The organism is Paenibacillus tyrphae, assembly GCF_027925525.1.
GTDB classification, from domain to species: Bacteria; Bacillota; Bacilli; order Paenibacillales; family NBRC-103111; genus Paenibacillus_G; species Paenibacillus_G tyrfis_B.
This window is the reverse complement of sequence record NZ_BSDJ01000004.1, coordinates 305916-327809: the sequence shown is the minus strand read 5'-3', so window position 1 is coordinate 327809 and position 21894 is coordinate 305916. Positions and strand designations below refer to the sequence as shown.

At 54.6% G+C, this 21894-nt stretch carries 21 protein-coding genes and 1 pseudogene; 12 read left to right on the top strand and 10 right to left on the bottom strand.

The features are described from left to right. Window positions 1-27: 27 nt before the first annotated feature. Window positions 28-1185: an MFS transporter gene (locus QMG93_RS06940; protein ID WP_281934766.1), complete on the bottom strand. Its 1158-nt coding sequence runs from the start codon at window positions 1183-1185 to the stop codon at window positions 28-30. Window positions 1186-1299: 114 nt separating this feature from the next. On the opposite strand from QMG93_RS06940, the gene QMG93_RS06935 reads away from it, so the two are divergent. Continuing rightward, window positions 1300-2478 (top strand): putative glycoside hydrolase, encoded by a 1179-nt coding sequence (locus tag QMG93_RS06935; RefSeq protein WP_108530018.1) that lies wholly within the window; start codon window positions 1300-1302, stop codon window positions 2476-2478. A gap of 81 nt (window positions 2479-2559) precedes the next feature. On the opposite strand, the gene QMG93_RS06930 is transcribed toward QMG93_RS06935, so the two are convergent. Beyond that, a complete protein-coding gene (locus QMG93_RS06930) occupies window positions 2560-3267 on the bottom strand; it encodes a uracil-DNA glycosylase (protein ID WP_281934762.1) in 708 nt (235 codons plus the stop codon). 28 nt (window positions 3268-3295) lie between these two features. Further along, a complete protein-coding gene (locus QMG93_RS06925; protein WP_281934760.1) occupies window positions 3296-3829 on the bottom strand; it encodes an NADPH-dependent FMN reductase in 534 nt (177 codons plus the stop codon). A gap of 332 nt (window positions 3830-4161) precedes the next feature. Between QMG93_RS06925 and QMG93_RS06920 the strand changes: the two genes are divergently transcribed. Beyond that, entirely contained in the window at window positions 4162-5193 is a 1032-nt protein-coding gene (locus QMG93_RS06920) for a hypothetical protein (protein WP_281934758.1), read from the top strand. Window positions 5194-5284: 91 nt separating this feature from the next. Further along, the gene (locus QMG93_RS06915) at window positions 5285-5731 is read left to right on the top strand and encodes a peroxiredoxin (RefSeq protein ID WP_281934756.1); all 447 of its coding nucleotides are present in this window, start codon (window positions 5285-5287) and stop codon (window positions 5729-5731) included. Between the two features lie 64 nt (window positions 5732-5795). On the opposite strand, the gene pfkA is transcribed toward QMG93_RS06915, so the two are convergent. The 4 genes from pfkA to QMG93_RS06895 all read right to left on the bottom strand — a co-directional run bounded on the left by pfkA (window position 5796) and on the right by QMG93_RS06895 (window position 8890). Next, window positions 5796-6761 (bottom strand): 6-phosphofructokinase, encoded by a 966-nt coding sequence (gene pfkA / locus QMG93_RS06910; RefSeq protein WP_281934754.1) that lies wholly within the window; start codon window positions 6759-6761, stop codon window positions 5796-5798. Window positions 6762-6809: 48 nt separating this feature from the next. Continuing rightward, complete coding sequence (locus QMG93_RS06905) at window positions 6810-7835, bottom strand: tetraprenyl-beta-curcumene synthase family protein (RefSeq protein WP_010491453.1); 1026 nt, start codon at window positions 7833-7835, stop codon at window positions 6810-6812. 37 nt (window positions 7836-7872) lie between these two features. Further along, window positions 7873-8478: a hypothetical protein gene (locus QMG93_RS06900; RefSeq protein ID WP_281934752.1), complete on the bottom strand. Its 606-nt coding sequence runs from the start codon at window positions 8476-8478 to the stop codon at window positions 7873-7875. 94 nt (window positions 8479-8572) lie between these two features. Next, window positions 8573-8890, bottom strand: a complete 318-nt coding sequence (locus QMG93_RS06895; RefSeq protein ID WP_216797866.1) for a hypothetical protein — start codon at window positions 8888-8890, stop codon at window positions 8573-8575. 184 nt (window positions 8891-9074) lie between these two features. On the opposite strand from QMG93_RS06895, the gene QMG93_RS06890 reads away from it, so the two are divergent. The 7 genes and pseudogenes from QMG93_RS06890 (at window position 9075) to QMG93_RS06860 (ending at window position 16955) form a co-directional block, all read left to right on the top strand. Then, window positions 9075-10439, top strand: a complete 1365-nt coding sequence (locus QMG93_RS06890; RefSeq protein ID WP_281934750.1) for a multi antimicrobial extrusion protein MatE — start codon at window positions 9075-9077, stop codon at window positions 10437-10439. Further along, window positions 10436-11626: an MFS transporter gene (locus tag QMG93_RS06885; protein ID WP_281934747.1), complete on the top strand. Its 1191-nt coding sequence runs from the start codon at window positions 10436-10438 to the stop codon at window positions 11624-11626. The genes QMG93_RS06890 and QMG93_RS06885 overlap by 4 nt, the downstream gene beginning before the upstream one ends. Before the next feature lie 165 nt (window positions 11627-11791). Then, window positions 11792-12484, top strand: a complete 693-nt coding sequence (locus QMG93_RS06880) for an ABC transporter ATP-binding protein (RefSeq protein WP_281934745.1) — start codon at window positions 11792-11794, stop codon at window positions 12482-12484. Next, window positions 12481-13872 (top strand): ABC transporter permease, encoded by a 1392-nt coding sequence (locus QMG93_RS06875; protein ID WP_281934743.1) that lies wholly within the window; start codon window positions 12481-12483, stop codon window positions 13870-13872. The genes QMG93_RS06880 and QMG93_RS06875 overlap by 4 nt, the downstream gene beginning before the upstream one ends. 21 nt (window positions 13873-13893) lie before the next feature. Beyond that, window positions 13894-14994, top strand: coding sequence for an efflux RND transporter periplasmic adaptor subunit (locus QMG93_RS06870; RefSeq protein ID WP_281934741.1), 1101 nt, complete (start codon window positions 13894-13896; stop codon window positions 14992-14994). A 362-nt stretch (window positions 14995-15356) separates the two neighbouring features. Further along, a pseudogene (locus QMG93_RS06865) lies at window positions 15357-16121 on the top strand (SulP family inorganic anion transporter); the annotation flags it as partial. A 168-nt stretch (window positions 16122-16289) separates the two neighbouring features. After that, window positions 16290-16955, top strand: coding sequence for a nitroreductase family protein (locus tag QMG93_RS06860; RefSeq protein WP_281934739.1), 666 nt, complete (start codon window positions 16290-16292; stop codon window positions 16953-16955). A 347-nt stretch (window positions 16956-17302) separates the two neighbouring features. Here QMG93_RS06860 and QMG93_RS06855 read toward each other — a convergent pair whose 3' ends face one another. Further along, on the bottom strand, window positions 17303-17500 hold the full coding sequence (locus QMG93_RS06855; RefSeq protein WP_036680064.1) for a cold-shock protein: 198 nt from the start codon (window positions 17498-17500) through the stop codon (window positions 17303-17305). 98 nt (window positions 17501-17598) lie between these two features. Continuing rightward, complete coding sequence (locus QMG93_RS06850; RefSeq protein WP_281934735.1) at window positions 17599-18297, bottom strand: class I SAM-dependent methyltransferase; 699 nt, start codon at window positions 18295-18297, stop codon at window positions 17599-17601. Window positions 18298-18573: 276 nt separating this feature from the next. Between QMG93_RS06850 and QMG93_RS06845 the strand changes: the two genes are divergently transcribed. Beyond that, window positions 18574-18765 carry a hypothetical protein gene (locus QMG93_RS06845; RefSeq protein ID WP_281934877.1) on the top strand — a complete coding sequence of 64 codons (192 nt, stop codon included), beginning with the start codon at window positions 18574-18576 and terminating at the stop codon, window positions 18763-18765. A gap of 285 nt (window positions 18766-19050) precedes the next feature. Continuing rightward, window positions 19051-19848, top strand: a complete 798-nt coding sequence (locus QMG93_RS06840; protein WP_281934733.1) for a TerC family protein — start codon at window positions 19051-19053, stop codon at window positions 19846-19848. Between the two features lie 254 nt (window positions 19849-20102). Here QMG93_RS06840 and QMG93_RS06835 read toward each other — a convergent pair whose 3' ends face one another. Continuing rightward, window positions 20103-21785 (bottom strand): thiamine pyrophosphate-binding protein, encoded by a 1683-nt coding sequence (locus QMG93_RS06835; protein WP_281934731.1) that lies wholly within the window; start codon window positions 21783-21785, stop codon window positions 20103-20105. Between the last annotated feature and the right edge of the window lie 109 nt (window positions 21786-21894).

Sequence of the window (21894 nt, the reverse complement as noted above, 5' to 3'; positions counted from 1 at the left end):
TGCAGTACGATGAAACCATTCGTCCGATCAGGACGGATGGTTTTTTTTGCGGTAATACGCATGGGTACCAAGCAGCAGCACCGCTGCGATAGAAGCCATTCCCGCTCCCATGTAATACATGTACGAGCCGCCCCATTCATCCTTGATCCAGCCTCCGACCGATCCGCCGGCAATGCCCGCAAGCCCCAGAAACACCATGGATAGCATCGACTGGCCCGTAGATTGCAGCTCTTGCGGCACGAGCCGAACGACATATTGCACCGAAACGATCCAAAAGGCGGCGAACGTCATACAATGCGTTGCTTGTAATAACATCAAAACGGACGGGTCCGATATCCAGCCGTACAACAGCCAGCGGATCGTGTACAGCACTGCGACGATCCCCAGCAGCGCCAGTTCGTGAAACCGGTGCATATAACGACCGAGCAGCGCAAATGTCGGAATTTCCGCCCCGGCCGCAAGCGCCCAAGCCCATCCGGCCATCGAATCCGTAGCCCCCAAATCCTTCAAGTACAGGACAAACAGCCCGTCATTCATCCGGTGCGGCACCATGAGTATGAAGATCAGCAGCAGAAACCACAAGAACGGCTTGTTTCCGAACAAGCTGCCCAGCGCCTTAAGAGAAATGCGCTCTCCCGTTCCTTTCTCGTCTTTAAGAAATACGAGCAGCACGAAAGGCAGCACCCAGATGCTCCAATATACATAAGGAATGCTGTTCATCCCGCCTAGAGCGTCCAATATATAACCGGACGATAGCGCCAGCAATGTAAATCCCATCGAGCCCCACATCCGGATCGAACCGTAGCTTTTCCCGGCTTGCAGCGCGGATTTAATCGACACCGTGTCGAGCAGCGGCACCGATGATTGCATGAAGAAATACAGCAGCAGTGTAAAGAGCAGCGCGAGGGTGTACCCGCTCGTCTCGAAAATGCCGATGCTCGACAATACCGTCATGACCCACAACCCGAAGATGATCAGCTTTAGCGTCTGGTAACGGTCGCTCAAATATCCCCAAATCGGCTGGGCGAAGATCGTCACAAACGGCCCGATCATCATAAGCAGCCCGATCTGTGAGGAAGAGTAGCCTTTTCCTTCGAAGTAAATGGGCAGAAACGGCAAGAGGACAGCAGTGGTCGCATAGTAGGAGAAGTTTAGCCCCCGCAGCGTCCAGATTTGTTTGTTCATCCGGATATCGGTCCTTTTTTGAGGTGTCGTTTAAAAACTATCAAAGCTCTCTATCGGATTGCCGACTCTTTTATTATAATGGTAGATATCAAACTAGCAAGGAGAGACTGATCCATGGAACTTTTATTGGCCGCGTTCCTCATGGCCTGGGGGGGCGTCAGCGCCGATCATCCCGATGCGACATTCGAGCAGGTGGCCCAAGCTTCGATCGATTCCAAAACTGCCGTCGCCCAGCAGCCTTCCCCCGACGGGAATCTGTTCGACCGACTGACTCCGGTGGACAAGAAGGACCCGCAGAAAGATGCGCCGAAGGTCAAAGGCATTTACGTCACGGCGCACAGCGCAGGCGGCTCGCGTATGAATACGCTGCTGAAGCTAATGGACGATACCGAATTGAATTCGATGGTCATCGACTTGAAGGACGACTGGGGGTACATAACGTACGATACCGGCAATCCCGAACTGAATGCGATGGACACGACGCAAAAAATTATTACCGACATGCCGAAGCTGATGAGCACACTGCAGGAGCACAAGGTATACCCGATTGCCCGCATCGTCGTATTCAAAGATACCGTTCTGGCAAAAAAACGGCCTGATCTGTCTTTTGTAAATCCGGACGGCTCCCTCTGGGGCAACGGCAAAAATCCGCCGGACAGCTTCGTGAACCCGTACAAGAAAGAAGTGTGGGACTACAATATCGCAATTGCGAAAGAAGCGGCCAAGGCAGGCTTCAAGGAAATTCAGTTCGACTACGTCCGGTTCCCGGAAGGCTTCGAGAAGCGGGCCGATACGCTAAAGTACGATAAAGACGAGCGCTCCCGCATCGAAGCGGTTGCCGAATTCGTGAAGTACGCCCGGGAGCAGCTCACCCCTTTGGGAGTCCGGGTATCGGTTGATATCTTCGGCTACGCCGCTTCCGTACCGGCCGCCGAAGGCATCGGCCAAGACTTCCAGAAAATATCCCAGAACGTCGACGTCATCTGCCCGATGATTTATCCGAGCCACTATTCGAACGGTTGGTTCGGAGCCAAGGTGCCGGATGCCGCACCCTACGTAACGATCAACGGGGCGATGAAGGATACCACCAAGAAGCTAGATCCGCTGCAATCGCTGAAGCCGGTCGTCCGGCCATGGATTCAAGATTTCACCGCCACTTGGGTTCCCGGTCACGTCCGTTACGGCAAAAAAGAGATTGAAGAGCAAATCCGTGCGCTGAAAGATAACGGCACCGAAGAGTTCCTGCTATGGAACGCCGTCAATACGTACACGCCGGATGTCGATTACAAGTAAAAAGCCTCGCCTGCGAGATAAGCGAAAAGCCCGCTTCCTTTCCACATCGAAAGGAGCGGGCTTTTACATTTGTAAAAAAGGTCAGGCCGTGCCGCTGCTGCGGCTTTGCACGCCCAGATTCGGGAGCTGCCAGTCGATCTCCGCGCTGCCGATGCTCCGCAGAAAATCGTTGACCTGCGAGAACGGCCGGCTGCCAAAAAAGCCGCGATGCGCCGATAGCGGGCTCGGATGAACGGACCGCACGATGAAGTGGCGCCGCTCGGTAATGAGCTGCATTTTTTGCTGGGCCGGGTTTCCCCAGAGTACGAACACGATCGGCTTCTCCCGCTCGTTTAGCAGCGAAATGACACGGTCGGTAAACGTCTCCCAGCCTTGCCCTTTGTGCGAATGCGCTTCGCCCTGCCGTACGGTAAGCACTGTGTTCAGCAGCAGCACGCCCTGCTCGGCCCAAGGCACCAGGCAGCCGTTATCCGGGATCGAGCAGCCAAGGTCGCTTTGCAGCTCTTTGAATATGTTTTGCAGCGAAGGCGGTGCCGGGATTCCTGGCTTGACCGAGAAGCTCAGACCGTGCGCTTGTCCCGGGCCATGATACGGGTCTTGTCCGAGAATGACCACTTTGGTATCCGCATAAGAAGTATAATGAAGGGCATTAAAAATATCGTGCATATCCGGGTATACCGTACGCGTGGCATACTCCTGCTTCAAAAACGATCTCAGCCGGTGATAATAAGGTGCCTGAAACTGGTCTTCCAGCAAAGGAGCCCAATCGTTCTGTAATATCGCCGCCACGGCGATCTCACTCCCCTTTCATTCCCGATTATTTCCGAAACGTCGAAATCATTTGTGCGAAATAGCCGACGGTCTTCAGCACGCGCTCCCGCGTCTTCGCATCCTCCGGCTCGCCCTCCGATGTAAAACTGCGCTGCGCTCCGCCGATGGATATCCATTCCGGGCAGTTGATGCCGTGCAGGTTGCGCACGATCGTCTGCAGTTGCTGCAGCGAGCTGACACCGACGGCTCCCCCGGCCGAGCTGACCGACAGTGTCACCTTGCCGTCGAAGTGATCGAAGCCGGTAAAATCGAGCGCGTTCTTCAGGACGCCAGATATGCTCCCGTGATATTCCGGCGTCGCCAGCACGATGCCGTCGGCTTCCAGCAGACGCTGTCTCAGCTCAACGATATTCGCATCCGTCTGATCAAGGTCCCCATTGTAGAACGGCAGCGGCTTCTCATACAAATCGAACAAAGTCACCTGACACTGTTTCTCTTCCAGCAGCTTCGCAATATATCGGCACAGCTGCGTGCTCGTAGCCTCTTTACGGTTGCTTCCCGCAATAATCGTAATTTTCATCGTTTGACTGCTCCTTTGCTTCATCTAATGTTTTACTGCTCTTTGCTCTCAATCACATAACCTGCGCCTTTGAGCGCTCGCTTTCATGACAGCACGGACGGGCTGCTCCTGCAATTCGACGTCCAGCTTATATATGTACAACGCAGTTGCCCCCCCATTCTATGAAAATGGGTCGCTCCCCCATCCTACCGAAATCGGCCGGAAGAAGCAAGTGCCGATAGAGTGATGCCGCTTCTCGATTTGAATGAATTAGAGACAAATTAAAGATTTGAAGAAGCAAAACAAAATGCATAATATGGAAATATAAACCATGATATCACGGAGGGAAAACAGTGAATTCATTTGTGAAAAAGGCAAAAGCATGGTGTCTGTCTCTTTTATGTTGTTCCGTTCTGTTAGCCGGGGCAGCAGGGCTCACTACCGAAGCCCAAGCTTCCTCAAATCTGCAAATGAGATCCGTATTGGTCTATACGGGCTCGAACCAACCGGAATACAAGACCGAGGATATTGTCAATCTATCCAAAGGCGCGGACCATTTCATTATCGTAACGACCAAAACGACCGCAACTTCAGCGGATGTAACGGATTTCGCCAATCAGGCCAATAAAATCGTCGCGGCCAATCCTCAAGCCAAGCTTTGGATCTCCACCCCGTCACGAAACTCGACCAGCAGCGCAAGCACATACGATGCCTCCATTACCGGATTTCTTGATGCGGTTAAAAAGGCCGTCGGACAAGCCAACTGGGACAAGCATGTGAAGGGCGTCTATATCAACTTCGAAAACATTTATTTGGACGGCCCCGACACCGGCACGAAATATACGGGGGCGAACTGGACCAAAACATTGCAAAGCAACATGAACGATAACACCGTAGTCAAAACGATGAGGTCGATCAAGCAATGGGCCAAAAACAACGGCAGCCTCAATGTGGCATGGGCTCCGTATGTCACCCCTCATAACGATCAATTGAAACGCCTTGCTTACGTCATTAACGAAAATATCGCCGATGTCGTTTTGCTTCAGCCGCATTACTATTTTGACGGAAACAAAGTACCGCTGCTGGTTGTGGACAAAAGCATAACAAACGGGTACTTGAGCTACACGGACGGCAAGCCGATTATTCCTGCCAACGATAGTTATATCAAGCTCCGAAGCGCAAACATCGGCGTTGACATGGAAATCGACGGTGACGCAAGCAAGCCCGATAGATATAACTTATACAAGGAATATGAAACGACCTTCCGCAAACATAGCAATAAGCCGTTTACTTATTACATGGGCAGCGCTACGCAGATGAACTACAAGTCATACGCCGGAAAACAGCTTTGGGAGCATTTGGTCGAGTTTTATATTTCACTGTAGCGTCCGCGAGCATGTCTATGCCTTGTTCCCCCGGCAGCAATTCGTTACAATACAACTAATGTACTTCGTCATCATAGGAGGAGGAAGCCTTTTGCTTGCCATCGGGACCAAGGCTCCGGCATTTGCCGCAGAAAGCACGCAAGGTGCGGTAAGGTTAACCGATCACTTGGGGAAACGGCCCATCGTGCTTATATTTTATCCGAAGGACAACACGCCCATCTGTACGAAGCAGCTTTGCGCCGTGCGCGATTCCAAAGCCCAGTATGCCGATTATGATGCGCTGGTGCTGGGCGTCAATCCCGGTTCGCTCGAAGAGCACCGGCAGTTCTCGCAAAAGTTCGGCTACGATTTTCCGCTTGTCACCGACTCCGGAGAGGCGATCCGCCAGCTGTACGATGTGGGCCAGACGTTATTCGGTCTGCTTGGGCAGCAGCGCATCGTCTATGTCATCGGCCGGGACGGCACGATTCGGTATGCGGCAAGAGGAAACCGTCCTACCGCTGAAATTGTGGCCGCGTTAGCCCGGGACTCGGAATAAGTCCTAACGTATGAAAAAAACATGCAGCCTTCCGCCCACGGAAGACTGCATGTTTTTTGTGCTTTTATTGGGATAACCGTTTCGAAAGCTCGTATAATTCCATATTGAATTGTTTTTTGGTATTCACGACTGTATCGATATCGGTCGCAACAAGCTCGCCTTTGATCATTCCGCATGACTTGCCGGAATATCCTTCGATCAGCTGGCGTACGGCAAAATCGCCGAGGCTGCTCGCCAAAATCCGGTCGTTGTGCGTAGGCGTACCGCCCCGCTGAATATGTCCAAGCACGGTCACCCGCGGCTCGATTCCGTTGCGCTTCATAATTTCCGCCGAAATATTTTCCCCTTTGCCTACGCCCTCGGCCACGATAATAATACTGTGACGCTTTCCTTGGGAGAAGTTTTCCGTCATGCGATTGGCGATTTCGTCCAGATCGTACGGCACCTCGGGCACCAGAATCGTCTCCGCTCCGCTGGCCAGGCCGGCATAGAGGGCGATATCTCCGCAGTGGCGGCCCATGACCTCGACAATGGACGAGCGTTCATGAGAGCTCATCGTATCCCGAATCTTATTGATCGCATCCACAACGATGCTGACCGCCGTATCAAACCCGATGGTGAAATCGGTGAACGGGATGTCGTTGTCGATCGTTCCCGGCAGCCCCATCGTATTAATCCCGAGCTTGCTCAGCTTGTTCGCCCCTTGGTAGGAGCCGTCCCCGCCGATGACGACGAGCCCGTCGATTCCGCGCTTGCGCAGGTTGTCCGCAGCGAGCTGCTGTCCTTCCGGCGTGACGAACTCCTTACAGCGTGCCGTTTGCAGAATCGTTCCGCCGCGCTGAATGATGTCGCCGACGCTGCGAAGGTCCATCTCGCGGATGTCGTCGTTGATCAGCCCGGAGTATCCGCGCTGTACGGCGAATACTTCAAGACCGTGATACAAGCCGCTGCGCACGACGGCGCGAACGGCCGCGTTCATCCCCTGGGAATCGCCGCCGCTCGTGAGTACCGCAATTTTTTTTACAGACATGGTGGTTCCTCCTCGTCATCTTGACTGTCTCTTTAATTGTATATAGAATCAAGAGGTTTTGCGGATCCAAATACTGTTAATGAAGAAAAACAAGCGCATCAGCGGACTGTCCTTCATCAACTTCCGGGATATCGTCTTCACTTGCCGCTGCTTGCTGACTTTAGGATCAGACAAGTACAGCGCCAGCAATCCTTCGATAATCATCCGGTGAAATCCCGGATGCTCGAGCTGTTCCGACTTGCTCTTCGCCTCCTCTACAATGAAGGCGATGCGTTCGACGGTCCGATCCATATTATCGTAGTAGCTGCAGAAATTAAGATCGCCGCCGGCCAGATCTTCCTCTTGGTCTATCAAATAATCAAGCAAAATGTGAAGTCCGCAAATGTACGGAAAGTACGCCTCGTGAATTTGCCGGACCGTTTCCGGCTGCAGCTTCGGATCGGAAGCAGCCAGAAACAACATGAAAACGCCAAGCGTCGATCCCGTAGCCGCGGCAAATTCATTCCACGCGACCGCCGGAAACCGTCCCCGGTGCTTCTCCCACCAAGACAGCAGCGCATCCTCGCGCAGCTCCCGGTGAATGTGCTTATACACCTGCAGATCGCAGTACAGACCGACAAGCTCGCGCACCGAATCCGCCGCAAGCGGATAAGAAGGCAGCAGTCGGAGACTGGCTTGACATGTCTTGACCAGCTCGTTCAAATAACCGGCGTCGTCCTTCTCTTCCCGGAATTCATAATAATCGTGCAGCGGCTCCGCCGGATCGACCGCATCAAGCATCGATTGATGCAGACGCCGAAAATCCTCGGGATCAAGCGAAGTGCTCCGGTCGCACAAGTTATCCAAATAATCACTGATCGTCTGGAAAGCGACGATCAGGGGAATGAGCACATGACGCATGGGCAGATTCGCTACGGCATAGACCGAGCCGCCTTCGCAGTGGAACTGCTTGCTGGTCATGCTCGCGATCGCTTGCTTCCGAAGCTCGGGATCGGGCATCGCTTCGGCTTTATCCCGCCAGTGGCGAAGCTGCTCCCGCACCTCCGGCAGCGCATAGCGATACACGCGCAGCATAAGTCCAATCGGGCGTTGGGGCACATCGGCTGACGAATTACGGCGACTCAAGCAACGTTCCTCCGCCTCCGCTTTGGACATAGCCGTATTCGAGAAGCAGGCGCATCTCAATCCATTGGATATGCTTCAGCAGCTCCTCGGCCTGCTCGTCCCGTACCCGGGTGACGTGCCGCTCGATCAGCTCGTTGAACGCGCAGGGATCCCAACCGGACCCGGATGCCCACTCCTCCAGCCGTTCCCTGAACGCCGTATTTGTAATGCCCTGCAGGTCTGCCGTCCGCACATAACCGTAGGCCCGCTCGGCGAGCTCCGTATAAATCGGCAGGCTGCGCGCCATGCGAAACCAATAGGCGGCGTTAGGATAATCGCCTTCCATCCGGTGCATGATTCCGTGCCAGTAGCTGCCGGCGGGATTATGAATTTCCTGGGATAGCGCATGCGATTTCTCCAGGCTCTCGTTAAACAAATGCAGCCCCGCTTTTACCGTGAGCGCATAGGCTTTTCGTTCCTCTTCGAAGGCGTCCAGCGACAGCTTTCCGATCTTGATATCGGCCAAGTCGTCAAGCTCTTCGTCGGGATACAGCGAAGGTTTATGCGACGTCAGCTGCGCTGCGAGTCTGTTTAGACTATCGGTCCAACTCAAGCTTACAACCTCCTTCTGCGTAGCGTGTTGCCAATCCATAGCTCTTTGCATGCATCGGGGTTCCCCCCATTATATTCGGTAATGGGCCGCGCAATCAGTGATGAACCGCACGATCCGGCATGTCCTGATGAACCCGAAACCATAAGTGCAGCTCGTTGATCGTGCTGGCCAGATCGGCGATTTCGCTGTTTAAGCGGCAGGACGTCGGAAAATGCTCTTCCACATTGAGCTGCTCCTGCTTCGCGATGATGACCCGTTCCAATTGCTTGATCCGATCGGGAATGCCGCCGCGGATTTCTTCCCAGCGCAGAAGCATCTCCGCTTGTTCCTGCTGGCTATAGTCCTCAAAGTCCTGTTCAAGACGGGGCAGCGGAATGCCGAGACGTTCGTCGAGTTCAAACGCGTATGTCATCTCCGTTTCCACCTTTCTCACCTTTTCTCGATTATGCAAAAGGGACGCACCGTTTGATCGATCCGTTTTATCTATATAAATGTATCACGAACGATGAGCCGCTTCCAGTAGGTACGTAAATTTTTCTCCCTTGACTCCCCTATCCATGTTATAATGTTTGGCATGTGAAAAGAGGGAAGTCAACATGAACGATCTGCAGCAAACCCGCATTACGTTTCGGCAGCTGCTTGCCTTCTTTGTTCCCCTCGGAATGTCGGCGAGCCTTGTAACGATCTCCCATGTTATCATTAACAGCACGCTGGCGCGCGCGGCCTCTCCCGAGATTGTCATCGCAAGCTACGCCCTGCCGATGAGCATTCTGGGCATTACCGAGAGACCGGCGGTGCTGCTGCGGCAGACATGCTCCGCTTTGGTGCGCGACCGCCTCTCGTTCCGCGCTTTGACGGCGGTCAGCCTTTATGTTCTTGGGGCCATTTTCCTCATCGGCGCATTCATCAGCTACACCCCCGTAGGACCGTGGGTGTTTTTGCGTTTGTTCGGGGTCGACGCCGCGATGGTCAAGCCGATGGTGGAGGTGTACCGCGTCTTGATGTTCGTCAGCATTTTTTCGGGAATCCGCTGCATGTTTCACGGCGTTATTATTTACAACATGCGGACCAAATGGCTGACGATCGGCATGGCGATCCGGCTTGCCGGAATGTACGCGCTCTCGCTTTATTTTATACGGACGGGCGTCACCAGCGGAACGGTCGGCGCAGTCATCTTCCTGACGGGCATGGTCATCGAAGCCGCCGTGAGCCTCTGGGAAGGCAGGGCTTTGTTAAAAAACGAAATTCCGGAGAAGCAGCCGGACCATCCGATCGAGAAGCCTTCGCAGGTGTTCCGGTTTTACCGGCCGCTGCTGTTCTCGTCGGTCATTGCGGTCATTTCGGGACCGGCGATCAACGCCTTTCTCGGAAAAACGAGTGACTTGAAGCTCGCCATCGCCTCGTTTGCGATCGCCGCCAGCCTCACGAACCTGGTGCAAAGCTTTTTCTCCTACATACATCAGATTGTGCTGAACTTTTACCGCAAGGATGCGGCTTCCGTGGTCCGCTTCACCCTGCTGCTCTCGCTCATCCCGAGCCTGCTGATCGCCTTGCTCGCTTATACGCCGGCCGGCCCGTGGTTCATGCAGCACGTGATGGGCATTAACGAGCGGTTGATGCAGGCGAGCTTGTCGACGCTCCGCGTCTTTATGCTGATGACGTTCGTGTTCCCGTGGCTTGATTTCGGCAACGGACTGCTGATGCTGCGCAGTCAGACCAAGGTGATGGTCTGGTCTCAAGCCGCAAACGTGTGCGTTACGCTGCTGGTTCTTGTGCTGTGCGTCGCCCGGACTCCCGGCTGGAACGGGATGATCGGCGCCCTGGCCCAATCGCTCGGCGTCGCGGCGGAAGCGGCAGTCGTCTGGGCCGTACTGCGCTCGGCTCTGCGGGCGGACGAAGCCATTCCGAGGCCGCTGCCGGCCACGAACCGAAAAAATAACGAATCGAGTGAAAGCTTATGAGTATGTCCAAACCTCCGCGCAACGAGGTCGTGCTGCGCAGCTTTACATTTACGTATTACATGACGATGGCCGTAATCACGTCGTTCTTTCCTTTATATTTCCAATCGAAAGGCTTTTCCACGCTGCAAATCGGACTTTTGTATTCGGTCGGCCCGATGATCGGCATCTTCTCGAACTTAGTTTGGGGTGTGGCCAGCGACAAGGTCCGCAGCGTGAAAAAGATTTTGAACGTCATTTTTATCGGGCAGCTGCTGATGGCGGCTTGGACGTTCCACACCGATACGTTCGGGCTGCTGATGGTGTTGATGGCCGCCTTCTTCTTTTTCCAGTCGCCGACGACCTCGCTGACCGACAGCTTGATTCTGCTTACCGTGAGCCGGAACGGCAAAAGCTACGCGTCCTTCCGTGTCTGGGGCTCGATCGGCTTCGCCTTCGCCGCCCTTGTGTTCGGCCAGCTGCTCAAAAGCTACGGCGCGGGTCTGACCGTAGCGCTGTGCCTCGGCACGATTGCCTGCTCCCTGCTGCTGTCGTTCCTGCTTACGGACACGCGGGACGCCAACGTGAAAAAGCCGGACTTTTCCGGGCTTCTCCCGATCGTCGGCTCCCGGTCGTTTCTCGCGTTCCTGCTTACGGTACTGACGGTGTCCATCGCCCACCGGATGAATGACGGCTTTCTCGCCTTGTTCTTGCAGCGGCTCGGCGGAGACCAGTCCGTCGTCGGCTGGTCGTGGATGATGTCGGCGCTCAGCGAAATTCCGGTGTTCTTCCTGCTCAGCAAATACGGGCACAAGCTGAAGGAGCTGCCGCTGCTGGCGCTCTGCTGTCTGGCTTATGCCGTACGCTTCCTGCTCATGAGCCTGGTGGATAACCCGATGTGGGTCATTGCCATTCAGATGATGCATTCGATCACGTTCGGCGTGTTTTTGTTTACGACCATCCGGTACATTCAGAGCGTGGTCCCTGATCATTTCCGGGCCAGTGGCCAGGCGGTATTCGCGATTACGTGGTCCGGGCTGGCCGGGCTGCTCAGCGGCACGATCGGCGGTTGGGTGTTCAACAGCTGGAGCCCGCACGCCATGTATGCGGTCGGCTCCGTACTCTCGTTCGTCGCCATGCTCGGATTTCTTGCCCTGTACGCCAAAGCGAAGAACGTTGCGGCAGGGGCACAGCAAGATTCATTGCAATAGCTGCTGGATTGGCCGCCGTGTCAAACGTCTATTACCAAGCGGACGTTCCGGCGGCTTTTTTCTGCCTGCGACTCTTAAAGTTTTCTTAAATTTTCAGCTTTTTCCACTTCTGAATGGAACGGTCGTCTATACTGAACTAGAAAAATTCAACAACGGAGGGGTTATGTGCTTGCGGTAGAACATTTGTCACACAGCTTTCGCAGCGGCAGCGAGAACACGCCTGTCCTGCACGAAATTAACTTCCGGGTAGACAAAGGGGAAATGATCGCCCTGCTCGGCAGCTCCGGCTCGGGAAAGTCGACGCTGCTGAACCTGATGGCCGGCTTGATGAAGCCGACGTCCGGGAGCATCCTGATCAGCGGCCGGGCGATCGAGAAAATGAGTGAGAACCAGCTTGCGGAATTCCGCCGGACCCATATCGGCTTTATTTTTCAATCGTACGAATTGATTCCGCATTTGACCGTCCGTGAGAACGTCGAGCTGCCGCTTGTTTTTCAAGGCCTGCGCGGCAAGCATCGCCGGGAGCAAGCCATGTCACTGCTCGCCAAGGTTGGCCTCGGGGAAAAGACCGAAATGTTCCCCTCGCAGCTGTCCGGCGGGCAGCAGCAGCGGGTCAGCATCGCCCGTTCACTCATTACGCAGCCGGCTATTGTGTTCGCGGACGAGCCAACCGGGAACCTCGATACGAAGACGGAGAAAGAAATCATCGATCTGCTGATCGAATTGAACCAGACGCTCGGCATCACCTTCGTCATCGTTACCCACGAACTGGAGGTCGCGAAGCGAACCCGAAGGGTCATTCAACTGCGCGACGGGTACCTGGTCGAAGACGGCGCATGGGCAGGTGACGCGGAATGAAGCTGCTCGATTATTTTAAGCTCGGCTGGGATCAGCTCAAACGGCGCGTCGTCGTCACCCTGCTGTGTACGATGGGCATTGCCATCGGCTCGGCTTCCATCGTGGTCGCCCTCTCCTTCGGAGAGTCGATCAACCAATACAGCCGGACGCAGATGAGCCTATACCTGAAATCGGACGAGATTACGGTAACCAGCGGCGGCCGGGCCGAAGGAGCCGATCCGAACGATCCGAACAGCGCGAAGCCTTACGAGCTTACGAAAGCCAAAATCGGCATGATGCGCACCTTCCCATATATTAAGGCGCTGGCTACATACCGGACATTAAACCAGTTCGAATTTGAAGTAGACAGCAAAAAAGGCTATATCAACCAAATCTTTGCCACCGAGCTGGACACGCTGCCTGCATTCGGCTATGAACTGCAGCAAGGCGGGCCTTCGGAGCAGGAGAACACGATTATTTTGAGCTATGGGGCGACGATGGGGCTATTCGACAGCCAAATCTCCAAAGCCCGCCAGCAGCAGCTCCAGAGCATGAGCGAACGCGATGCCCGGAATGCTTGGCGGGAACAGCAATATATCGCGTATCCCGTATATCAGAAGCAAATCGTGATGAAGCCGCAAATTTACCGTTCGAACGACGTCGGGGAAACGGTGGACATCCAAATTCCCGTCCGGGTCGTCGGCATCCTCAAGAAACCGGAGGGCGTTCCCGACGATATGCTGATTCATCAAAAGACGGCGTTCGTATCGCCGGCTCTCGGCAAGCGGCTTCAGGAAGCGATCATTCAAATGAACGGCGGCAAGGTCAAGGAAGATAAAAACTCCTCACAGACAGCCGAGTATAACGAGGTCAAAATTAAGGTGGACAGCAGCGCCCATGTCAAAGAGCTGGAGTCGCTGCTCAAGAAGCTGAAGCTCACCGTTCAGACGAATCTTCACCGCGAGGAAAGCATGCAAAACGAGCTGCTCATCGTCCGGCTGATCTTCGGCGGCGCCGGGGTCTTTATTTTGTTCGTCGCCTCGATCTCGATCATCGTCGCCATGACGATGTCGACCTATCAGCGCAGGCGGCAGATCGGCATCATGAAAGTGCTGGGCGCCAACCTCGGCCAAATCCGCAACATGTTTATGGTCGAATCGGCGCTGCTCGGGCTGCTCGGGGGCCTGGTGGGCATTCTGGTGTCGTATTGGGTCATTTGGGGGATCAATATCGCCATCATGCAGTTTACACCTCCAAGAGCGGGATCTCAGGCGGAAATTTTATTTATCAGTCCCTGGATTCTACCGGTCGGCCTGTTCTTCGCCATCATGACCGGCGTCCTGTCCGGCATTTATCCGGCCATCAAAGCGTCGCGCACCGACGCGCTGACCGCCATCAAACGAGACTAACAGTTTAGGAGTTATGCAGCTATGAAAAAAAGAACATGGTTCGCCGCCGTAGGCGCGGTGCTTGTCATCGGCATTACGGGGCTGTTATATTGGCAAAGCCGGCCGCAGAACGCATCCCGTCCGGCGGTTTCGCAAACAACGAACGCATTGAAATTCAAAGTCGTCCGCGAGGATTTGACCAACATTGTCGAAGTGAAAGGAAAGTCTTCCTATCAGAAGGAGACGTACATAAACGCTCCGTTCGGCGCCTACGTCGCGGCGTGGTCCGTCAAGGACGGCTCTCAAGTGGCCAAAGGCGACGTGCTGTTCCGGCTTGACGACACGGAGCTCCGCAACGAAATCGCCCAGCTTCAAGCGAACGCCAAGAAGCAGGAAATGGACATACGGTTGAATCAATTTCAGGAAAAAACTGGCATTGCCGATGCGGACACCGAGGGCATTACCGAAACGGACGCCAAAAAGCGCTTTGCCGCGTCGGAAAGCCGCAAAATGCAAAACGAGATTACGCAGGTTACTCTTGAGCATACCCGTTCGCAGCTCGCGGAGAAAACGAAGAAGCTTCAAGCAGCAGGCTTTGCGGCGCCGGAAAACGGCATTTTCCTGTTCGAGGGTACCAAGGAGCCGAAGTCGGTGAAGGATAACGAGCGGATCGGCAAAATCGTCGATTTGACGAAGCTGCAGCTGATTTGTAATGTCGGCGAATACGACTTGTTCCGCATCAAGGAAGGCATGGATGTCGAGGTACGCGTCGACGCGCTGAAGGACGTCAAGCTGAAAGGCAAGGTCGAGCGTCTATCCAAATTCGCCAAGGCCGGCACCGGCAGCAGCAGCGAGTCCTCGAACACGACGGCCGCCCAGTTCGAGGTTACGATCTCCCTGGAGCCGAACGAGCGGCTGATTGCCGGACTCAGCTTGACCGCCTCGATCCAAACGGATAAGAAAAGTGGCGCGCTGGTCGTGCCGACGCTGACGATTAATCGGGATAAAAATGACTACTACGTCATGGTCGAGACCGCTGACGGCAGCTTGGAGAAACGCATCGTCAAAATCGGCCTGGAAACGCCGGAAAAGACGGAAGTGCTGAGCGGGCTGAACGAAGGCGAATCCGTCGTGCTTCAATAGTTCCCCTCAACCGTACCTTCGGTACGGTCAAAGTGTTGAGAAAGTGGGCTTTTACGAAAATAGAGATGCAAACGGAGGTGGGGTATCCGCTGGAGAAGCGATAGCGGCCGCCTTTGTCTTCGGGAAATGTCCGCTCTAAGCGGCTTCTAATCAAATTTCCCGAGGACCCGGGGTCCCCGCAAAGTACTCGGACTAAGCTTCCCTGATTCAACTTCACTTTGTGGGGTGGAGCAGCGGTCGGAAGTGGATACCCACCCTTTCGTAACCTCTATTACCTCAATCGCCCACTTTCTCAACAAGCTCACCGTACCTTCGGGTACGGTTTTTCATTTTGGCAAGAAATCTGTCGAACGGAGCCGTATGGTCCAGTAAAGTCTCTGTTGACGGCAACGATCGTGGACGAAATGACACATACCATAAGTGATAAAAACCGGGGAGTGCGCGGTCAAGGCTTTGCGAACATCGTGACTGGCTTTTTCGGAGGCATGGCAGGCTGCGCGATGATCGGCCAATCCGTCATCAATGTCAAGTCCGGCGGACGGACGAGGCTTTCGACCTTGGTAGCCGGTGTCTTCTTGCTCTCCCTGATTCTTGTTCTCGGCAATGTTGTCAAGCAAATTCCGATGGCCGCTTTGGTCGGCGTCATGTTCATGGTCTCGCTCGGCACGTTCGATTGGGGTTCGCTTAAGCAGCTTCGCACGATCCCGAAAACCGATTCGTTCGTGATGATCGTTACGGTTGTCATCGTCGTTGCTACGCATGATTTGTCCAAAGGCGTTTTTGCAGGCGTCGTCTTGAGCGCTGTCATTTTCGCTTGGAAAATGGCATCCTTGCGAACAGCCGCAACGCTTCTCCCGGACGGAACCAAGCAATATCAGGTATCCGGACAAATGTTTTTCGGAACGGTCTCCCACTTCATCGAGCAATTCGATTATGCCGGGGACCCCGCCTCCGTCACCGTGGATTTCAGTCATTCTCACCTCTGGGACCATTCCGCCGTGAATGCCGTAGCGAAGATGATCTCCCGCTATGAAATGCACAGCAAGAACGTGTCCCTTAAAGGGTTGAACGAAGAAAGCAAACGGCTGGTCGACCGCATCGGCCTGTCCGTGCCCGGCGCCCATTGACGTTCGAGGCCCGCTTCCTGCTATTGGGGCCGATCTTTTGCGACCTTAGCTCATCCGTCGCACACACCATACGGTTGTCATTTTCATGCTGCGCCGTTATAATGGAAAAGAGCTTTTAGTACCAAGTCCTAAGAAATACCGCAAGTCGAAAAGAGAGGATGGCCCCTAATGACCGATACATCTACACTGTCCTACCATGAATTCAAAACGATCGCGCTTGACCGCCGCAGCATCCGCAAATATACGGATCAGCCCGTTGCCGTCGAAGATATTCGCGAAATTATCGATTGCGCACGCTATGCCCCAAGCGATACGAACTCCCAAACGTGGGAATTCATTGCCGTCATGAATCGCGACAAAATTAAAGAAATCGAGCAAATTACCTGGGATCAGTTGCATCGCAGAGCTGCCGAAGCGGAGCAGCGCGGCTTGTCCAAGGAAGCCCGCCTGCTGACCAAGTCGTTCGGACCTTACGCTACCGCTTTCTCGGATGCGCCTGTGCTGATCGTATGTCTCGCGACGCCGTATAACTCCAAGTTCCGGGAGCGTATCTTCGATCCCGTTGAGCTTGTCGACGATGCGGTATGGGCGGAAGAAGGCATCAAGAGCAGCTGCCTCGCCGCGCAAAACCTGATGCTGGCCGCACATGCCCGCGGACTTGGCACATGCCCGATGACCGGTCCGGTACTGCTCGCCCAAGACCAGCTTCGCGAATATTTGAACATCCGGCCGGAATGCCAGATCAACATGGTCATTGCCCTCGGCTATCCTTCCGAGCGGCCGGCCCGCCTGCCGCGCAAGGAAATCGACGACATTCTGCGTATCGTCGATTAAATTTGGAAACGCTAAAGAACGCCTCGGACCAATATCGGTATCCGGGGCGTTCTTATTTTAAAAGCGTCCATCGTGTTCAGCAGCTTCTCGGCACCCTCGCCTTCCATCGGGGATGCAAAAAAAGCGGTTCCTGGAACGATTATTCCAAGAACCGCTTGTTGGCTTTTCATTTGGCATTGAAACTTAAGCAAACTATCTAACGATGAGATGAAAACCGCCGCAGCGGTAAGTTTTCTTGCGAAATCAAGAAGCGAATCCAAGAAGTTTCATCGTTTTGATTTCTAGAAGAAAGCTTATATCAAAACCCGTCAACCGATTGTCGACCGGGCATCGTAGTTAGTTTCGACTTACAGTTTGTGAACGTTAGCCGCTTGTGGACCACGGTTGCCTTGAACGATTTCGAACTCAACCGATTGGCCTTCTTCCAAAGTTTTGAAGCCGTCGCCTTGGATTGCGGAGAAGTGTACGAATACGTCGTCGCCGCCTTCTACTTGAATGAAACCGTAGCCTTTTTCTGCGTTAAACCATTTTACTGTACCTTTCAATGAAAACAACCTCCTAGATGTATCGCCATCAAGGGCGAATGCTTAAAGTATATCACCCTTATCAGGATAAATCAACAAGACCTAAATTATACACAGCCTTATTTTTGTATGCGCAGCAGCTCTTTGGAACCGGGAATAAAAGGCAATTCGGATAGCTCCAAAGACGCCTCGAATCCGGCCGTCCGCAGGTCTTCCAGAAGCCGGTCCAGCATCGGATACCGATCCCATTGCAGCGTAATGACGGGATATACCCGCGCCTCTCCGCCTGCACGGCATACCCTTAGCAGCTCACGCAGCGCGCGAGTGTGAAAGTCATAGTCGAATTGCTCATGGTACAGAAATAAAAAGTGGCTGCACAACACAAGCCCGAACGACTCGTCCTCATATGGAAGATGAGGCAGCTTGGCTGCCGTATACTTGCTTCCTTCGGAAGCGCGCGCATAATCGTCGGCGAACCGCTTCATGGACGCCTCCCGCATCGCACGATGCCGGTCCGGGTCGCCGTAGAACGTCCAATCAAAGCTCTCCCGCAGCTTGGCCAGCTTCCCGGTCGACACTTCTATCTCCGTCATCCCGTGGCGGTAAATTCCTTCTGCCGACAGCTCGTACATCGGATCGGCCGCTCGGGCTGCCAATCCACGGGCACCGGCTTCCGCTACAAACGACGAAGCTCCTGCGGCCACGTCCAAAATCGGACCCGCCTCCAGCAGCTCCGGCTTCAGCCTAAACATGCGTTCGTACTCGGCAAATGACCGGCAGGTCATTGCCACTCCAATCTGCTCATACCCTCTGCTCATCTTTCTCCGCTCTCCTCTGCTCATGTATTGAATCGCTTCGCCCCCACCCGCCCTGCGGCCGGTGCTGGAGCTTATTGGCATTTTATCACGGTCTATGGTGATTGACAATCGCTACATGATTGCCCGCTTGGTTGAAGCCAAGATCAATTCATGCTAAGGTAAAGAGGTAGCGAGGGATTTCTCACTCGCCCGCAACCATTGGAATAGAAAGAGGTAACAGCCTTGAAAAATCAGGGGATTAAAAAACATACGATCTACAAAAAAGACAAATGGAACATGCTGACGGTTGAGGTTAATGGAAAGCAGTTGATTTTAAGAGAAATTTCCGACCAGTGGGGCGAGGATTGCCACACGTTTCTCAGCCGCCCGGAGATGATGCATTGGGTGAACGAACGCTTCTCGAAGGACCGGTTCCAAGGCACCGACGAAGAGCTTGAGAGTATTATGGAAGCTTTCCGTCAAGTTTAAAACGAAATTGGACATAATTTTGCTTGACGCCCGGCTTGTCCATTCGTTATAATGAGGGCAATTACATAAGGATGTCCTCCAAAGGGGAGTAGCTGTCACAGTAAAGTCGTCAGTTCGGGTTCTGGGAAGAGCCCCGGCTTTATTGGCAACGAAACGTTGTTAGCAAGACCTTTGCCATTGAAGTAAAGGTCTTTTTTGGTGGAAAAATGACCTGTACCGATATGGTAGAGGTCATTTTTGTGTAAAGATTAACAACAACAACAACGTAAAAAGGAGTGGTAGGACATGGAATGGTTGTCCGTAGAATTTCTTCTCGCCTTGATGAACATTGTCTTGATCGACCTCGTGCTTGCCGGGGACAATGCCATCGTCATCGCACTCGCAGCGCGCAATTTGCCGAAGGAACAGCAAAAAGGCGCAGTCCTCTGGGGAACGGTCGGTGCCGTTATCATTCGTGTCATTGCTACACTCGCCGTCGTCTGGCTGCTGAAGCTGCCTGCCTTGCTGCTTATCGGCGGAGTCGTGCTGATCTGGATCGCCTACAAGCTGCTGGTGGACAAGAAAGACCATGCCATCGAAGCCAAACCGCAGCTGTGGCCCGCCATTCGTACGATTATGATCGCTGACGCGGCCATGGGCTTCGACAATGTCATGGCGGTGGCCGGTGCTTCTCACGGAAGCTTCCTTCTGGTCGTGCTCGGCCTCATTATCAGCGTACCGATTATGGTATGGGGCAGCACTATGTTTATCAAGCTGTTGGAAAAGTTTCCTTGGATCATCTACATCGGTTCCGGCGTACTTGCTTATACCGCGGGTTCGATGCTGACGGGAGACCCACTTGTGAAGGAATGGTTTATCGCCAACCCAATCGTGAAATGGGGCTTGGTTGCCATCATCGTCGTTGGCGTCCTCCTGGCGGGCTACTGGAAGAAGATCTACGGCTCTTTGGTATCCATTAACGAGAGCGGCCACCTGACGATTCCGGCCGATCTGGAGCAAGGAGCGGACATCCAACCGAACGATAGTTTCGAAGCGAAGCGCGATGAAAAAGGACGCATGATTTTGGTGAAGTCGCGAGGCTGAGGGGGTTGCGGAAACTCGGATATGCCGGGGGCTGCGAGTCAGAAGTAACTGCCTCCGGACGCTATTGACAACGGGTTAAATGAACTGGATATTATGGTAATAACCCGTTGTCAAAGGGGCCGACAGTTACTCTACCTTCTGCATGCGTTATTTCAATGATCCGTCCAAAAACAAAATTCGCCTCGCGGCTTATATGGTGGGGCAATGATGAAAAGCCGGCACATTCCACTAGTGCCGGCTTTGCTGCGTTAAGCTCAAATTTTCGCATGCGGAACGGGTGTTGCGGCGGTACGGACGTCGATCAGCGCGGGTTTGCTGCCGGTCAGCGCCTGACGGAGAGATTGCTCGAATTCTTCGGGGCTCGACGCCCGATAACCGGAGCCGCCGCAAGCTTCGGCGATGGCCGCAAAATCGGGCGGCCGGAGGGCACTGCCGGTCAGGTTCATGCCCGCGACATTCATCCGGTCCTGTTCCATCGCGTAAGCACCGTTGTTGAGAACAACGAGCACGATCGCTAACTGCAGCTCGGCCGCCGTCTGCAATTCCATCAGCGTCTGGATGACTCCCCCATCCCCTGCTACCGCGATCACTTGACGGTCGGGATAGCAGAGCTTGGCGGCTATTGCCGCCGGCAACGCAAAGCCGAGCGTCCGCCACCGGCCGGAAATTAGAATATCCTGCCCCGCCTTGGCTTGAAAAATACGATTGAACCAGAGCGTATGATCGCCGGTATCGACGGCGACGATCGCTTGGTCCGATACGTGATCCGCAATCGTCTTCATGACGCGCTGCGGCGGTACCGGCGTGCCATCGGCCCGGGCCTCGGCCTCGATTTGCCGCTTCCAGCCCGTACACACGTCGCGAACCCGGGCGCGCCAAGCGCTGCGGTCTTTGGCCGAGAGATGCTCGGCAGCGGCGAGTTTGGGTACAATCTGCCCGAGGTCGCCGACGACGCCCTTATGCAGCGGGTGACCGAGGCCGATCGCTTCCCGGTTCCAATCGACCTGAACAATCCGCGCCTGCGTCGGCACGTAATCGTCCGGCCACCATGTCGCACCGAGCATGACGATCAGATCGCTCTCAGCCAGCAGGACGCTGGACGCCTCGCTGCCAGCCTGACCGAGGCCGCCGGCGTAGCATTCGTGGTCGTTCGGAAACAACGGCCGGGCGGGCAGCGTGGTGATGACGGCGGCAGACAGCTTCTCCGCGAGTTGAAGTACATCCGCCGCTGTCTGCTTCACGCCGCGGCCAATGAACAGGACCGGCCGTTCGGCCGAGGCGAGCAAGGCTGCCAATTCCGCAATCTCGCTGTCGGGGGCGGCCAGCGGCTGATGCAGGTGGGCGGCGTACGGCTTTATCTCGCCTTTTACCTTCACCGAATACAAGTCCTTTGGAATGGACAGATGGGTCACTTGCCCTTGGAGCAATCCACGGACGAGCGCCTGCTCCATCAATTCGGGCAGCGCGTCCGCATGCGCGACCAGCTCGGATTTTCCCGCCACGGCGGCATTGAGCTTCTGCTGGTCTACATACTGCTTGGTTCGGGTACCGATCTTCGCCGTTTCGACCTGCCCCGACAGTGCCAGTACCGGCGCCCGATCCATGGCGGCATCGGCCAGACCGTTCAGCATATTCGTGACACCCGGGCCGCTTGTTGCCAGGCATACCGCCGTCCTACCCGTCAGCTTCGCTTCGGCGGAAGCCATCAGCCCGGCGGCGCTCTCATGCCGACAGGCCACGTACCGGATCGCGTTCTGTTTTCCGAGCTCATCCAATAAACTTAAATTGGCGTCGCCGATTACGCCGTAGATCCGCTCAACCTTCCATGCCTGCAACTGCTCTAGGACGAACTGCGATACAGATAAGCCTGCGGTAGGCTGATTCTTGTCATCAAGCACCGGGGGTGCAGCAGCATCCGCAAGGGTGAAGAGGCTCATGGGAATCACTCCTTTCTCTTTCCGGTATAGCGTTCCCTATGGGGCGATTCCCATTGCATTTTTTTCATGAGGAGTTAAAGGAAAACCGCCCGAATTGGCGAACATAGAC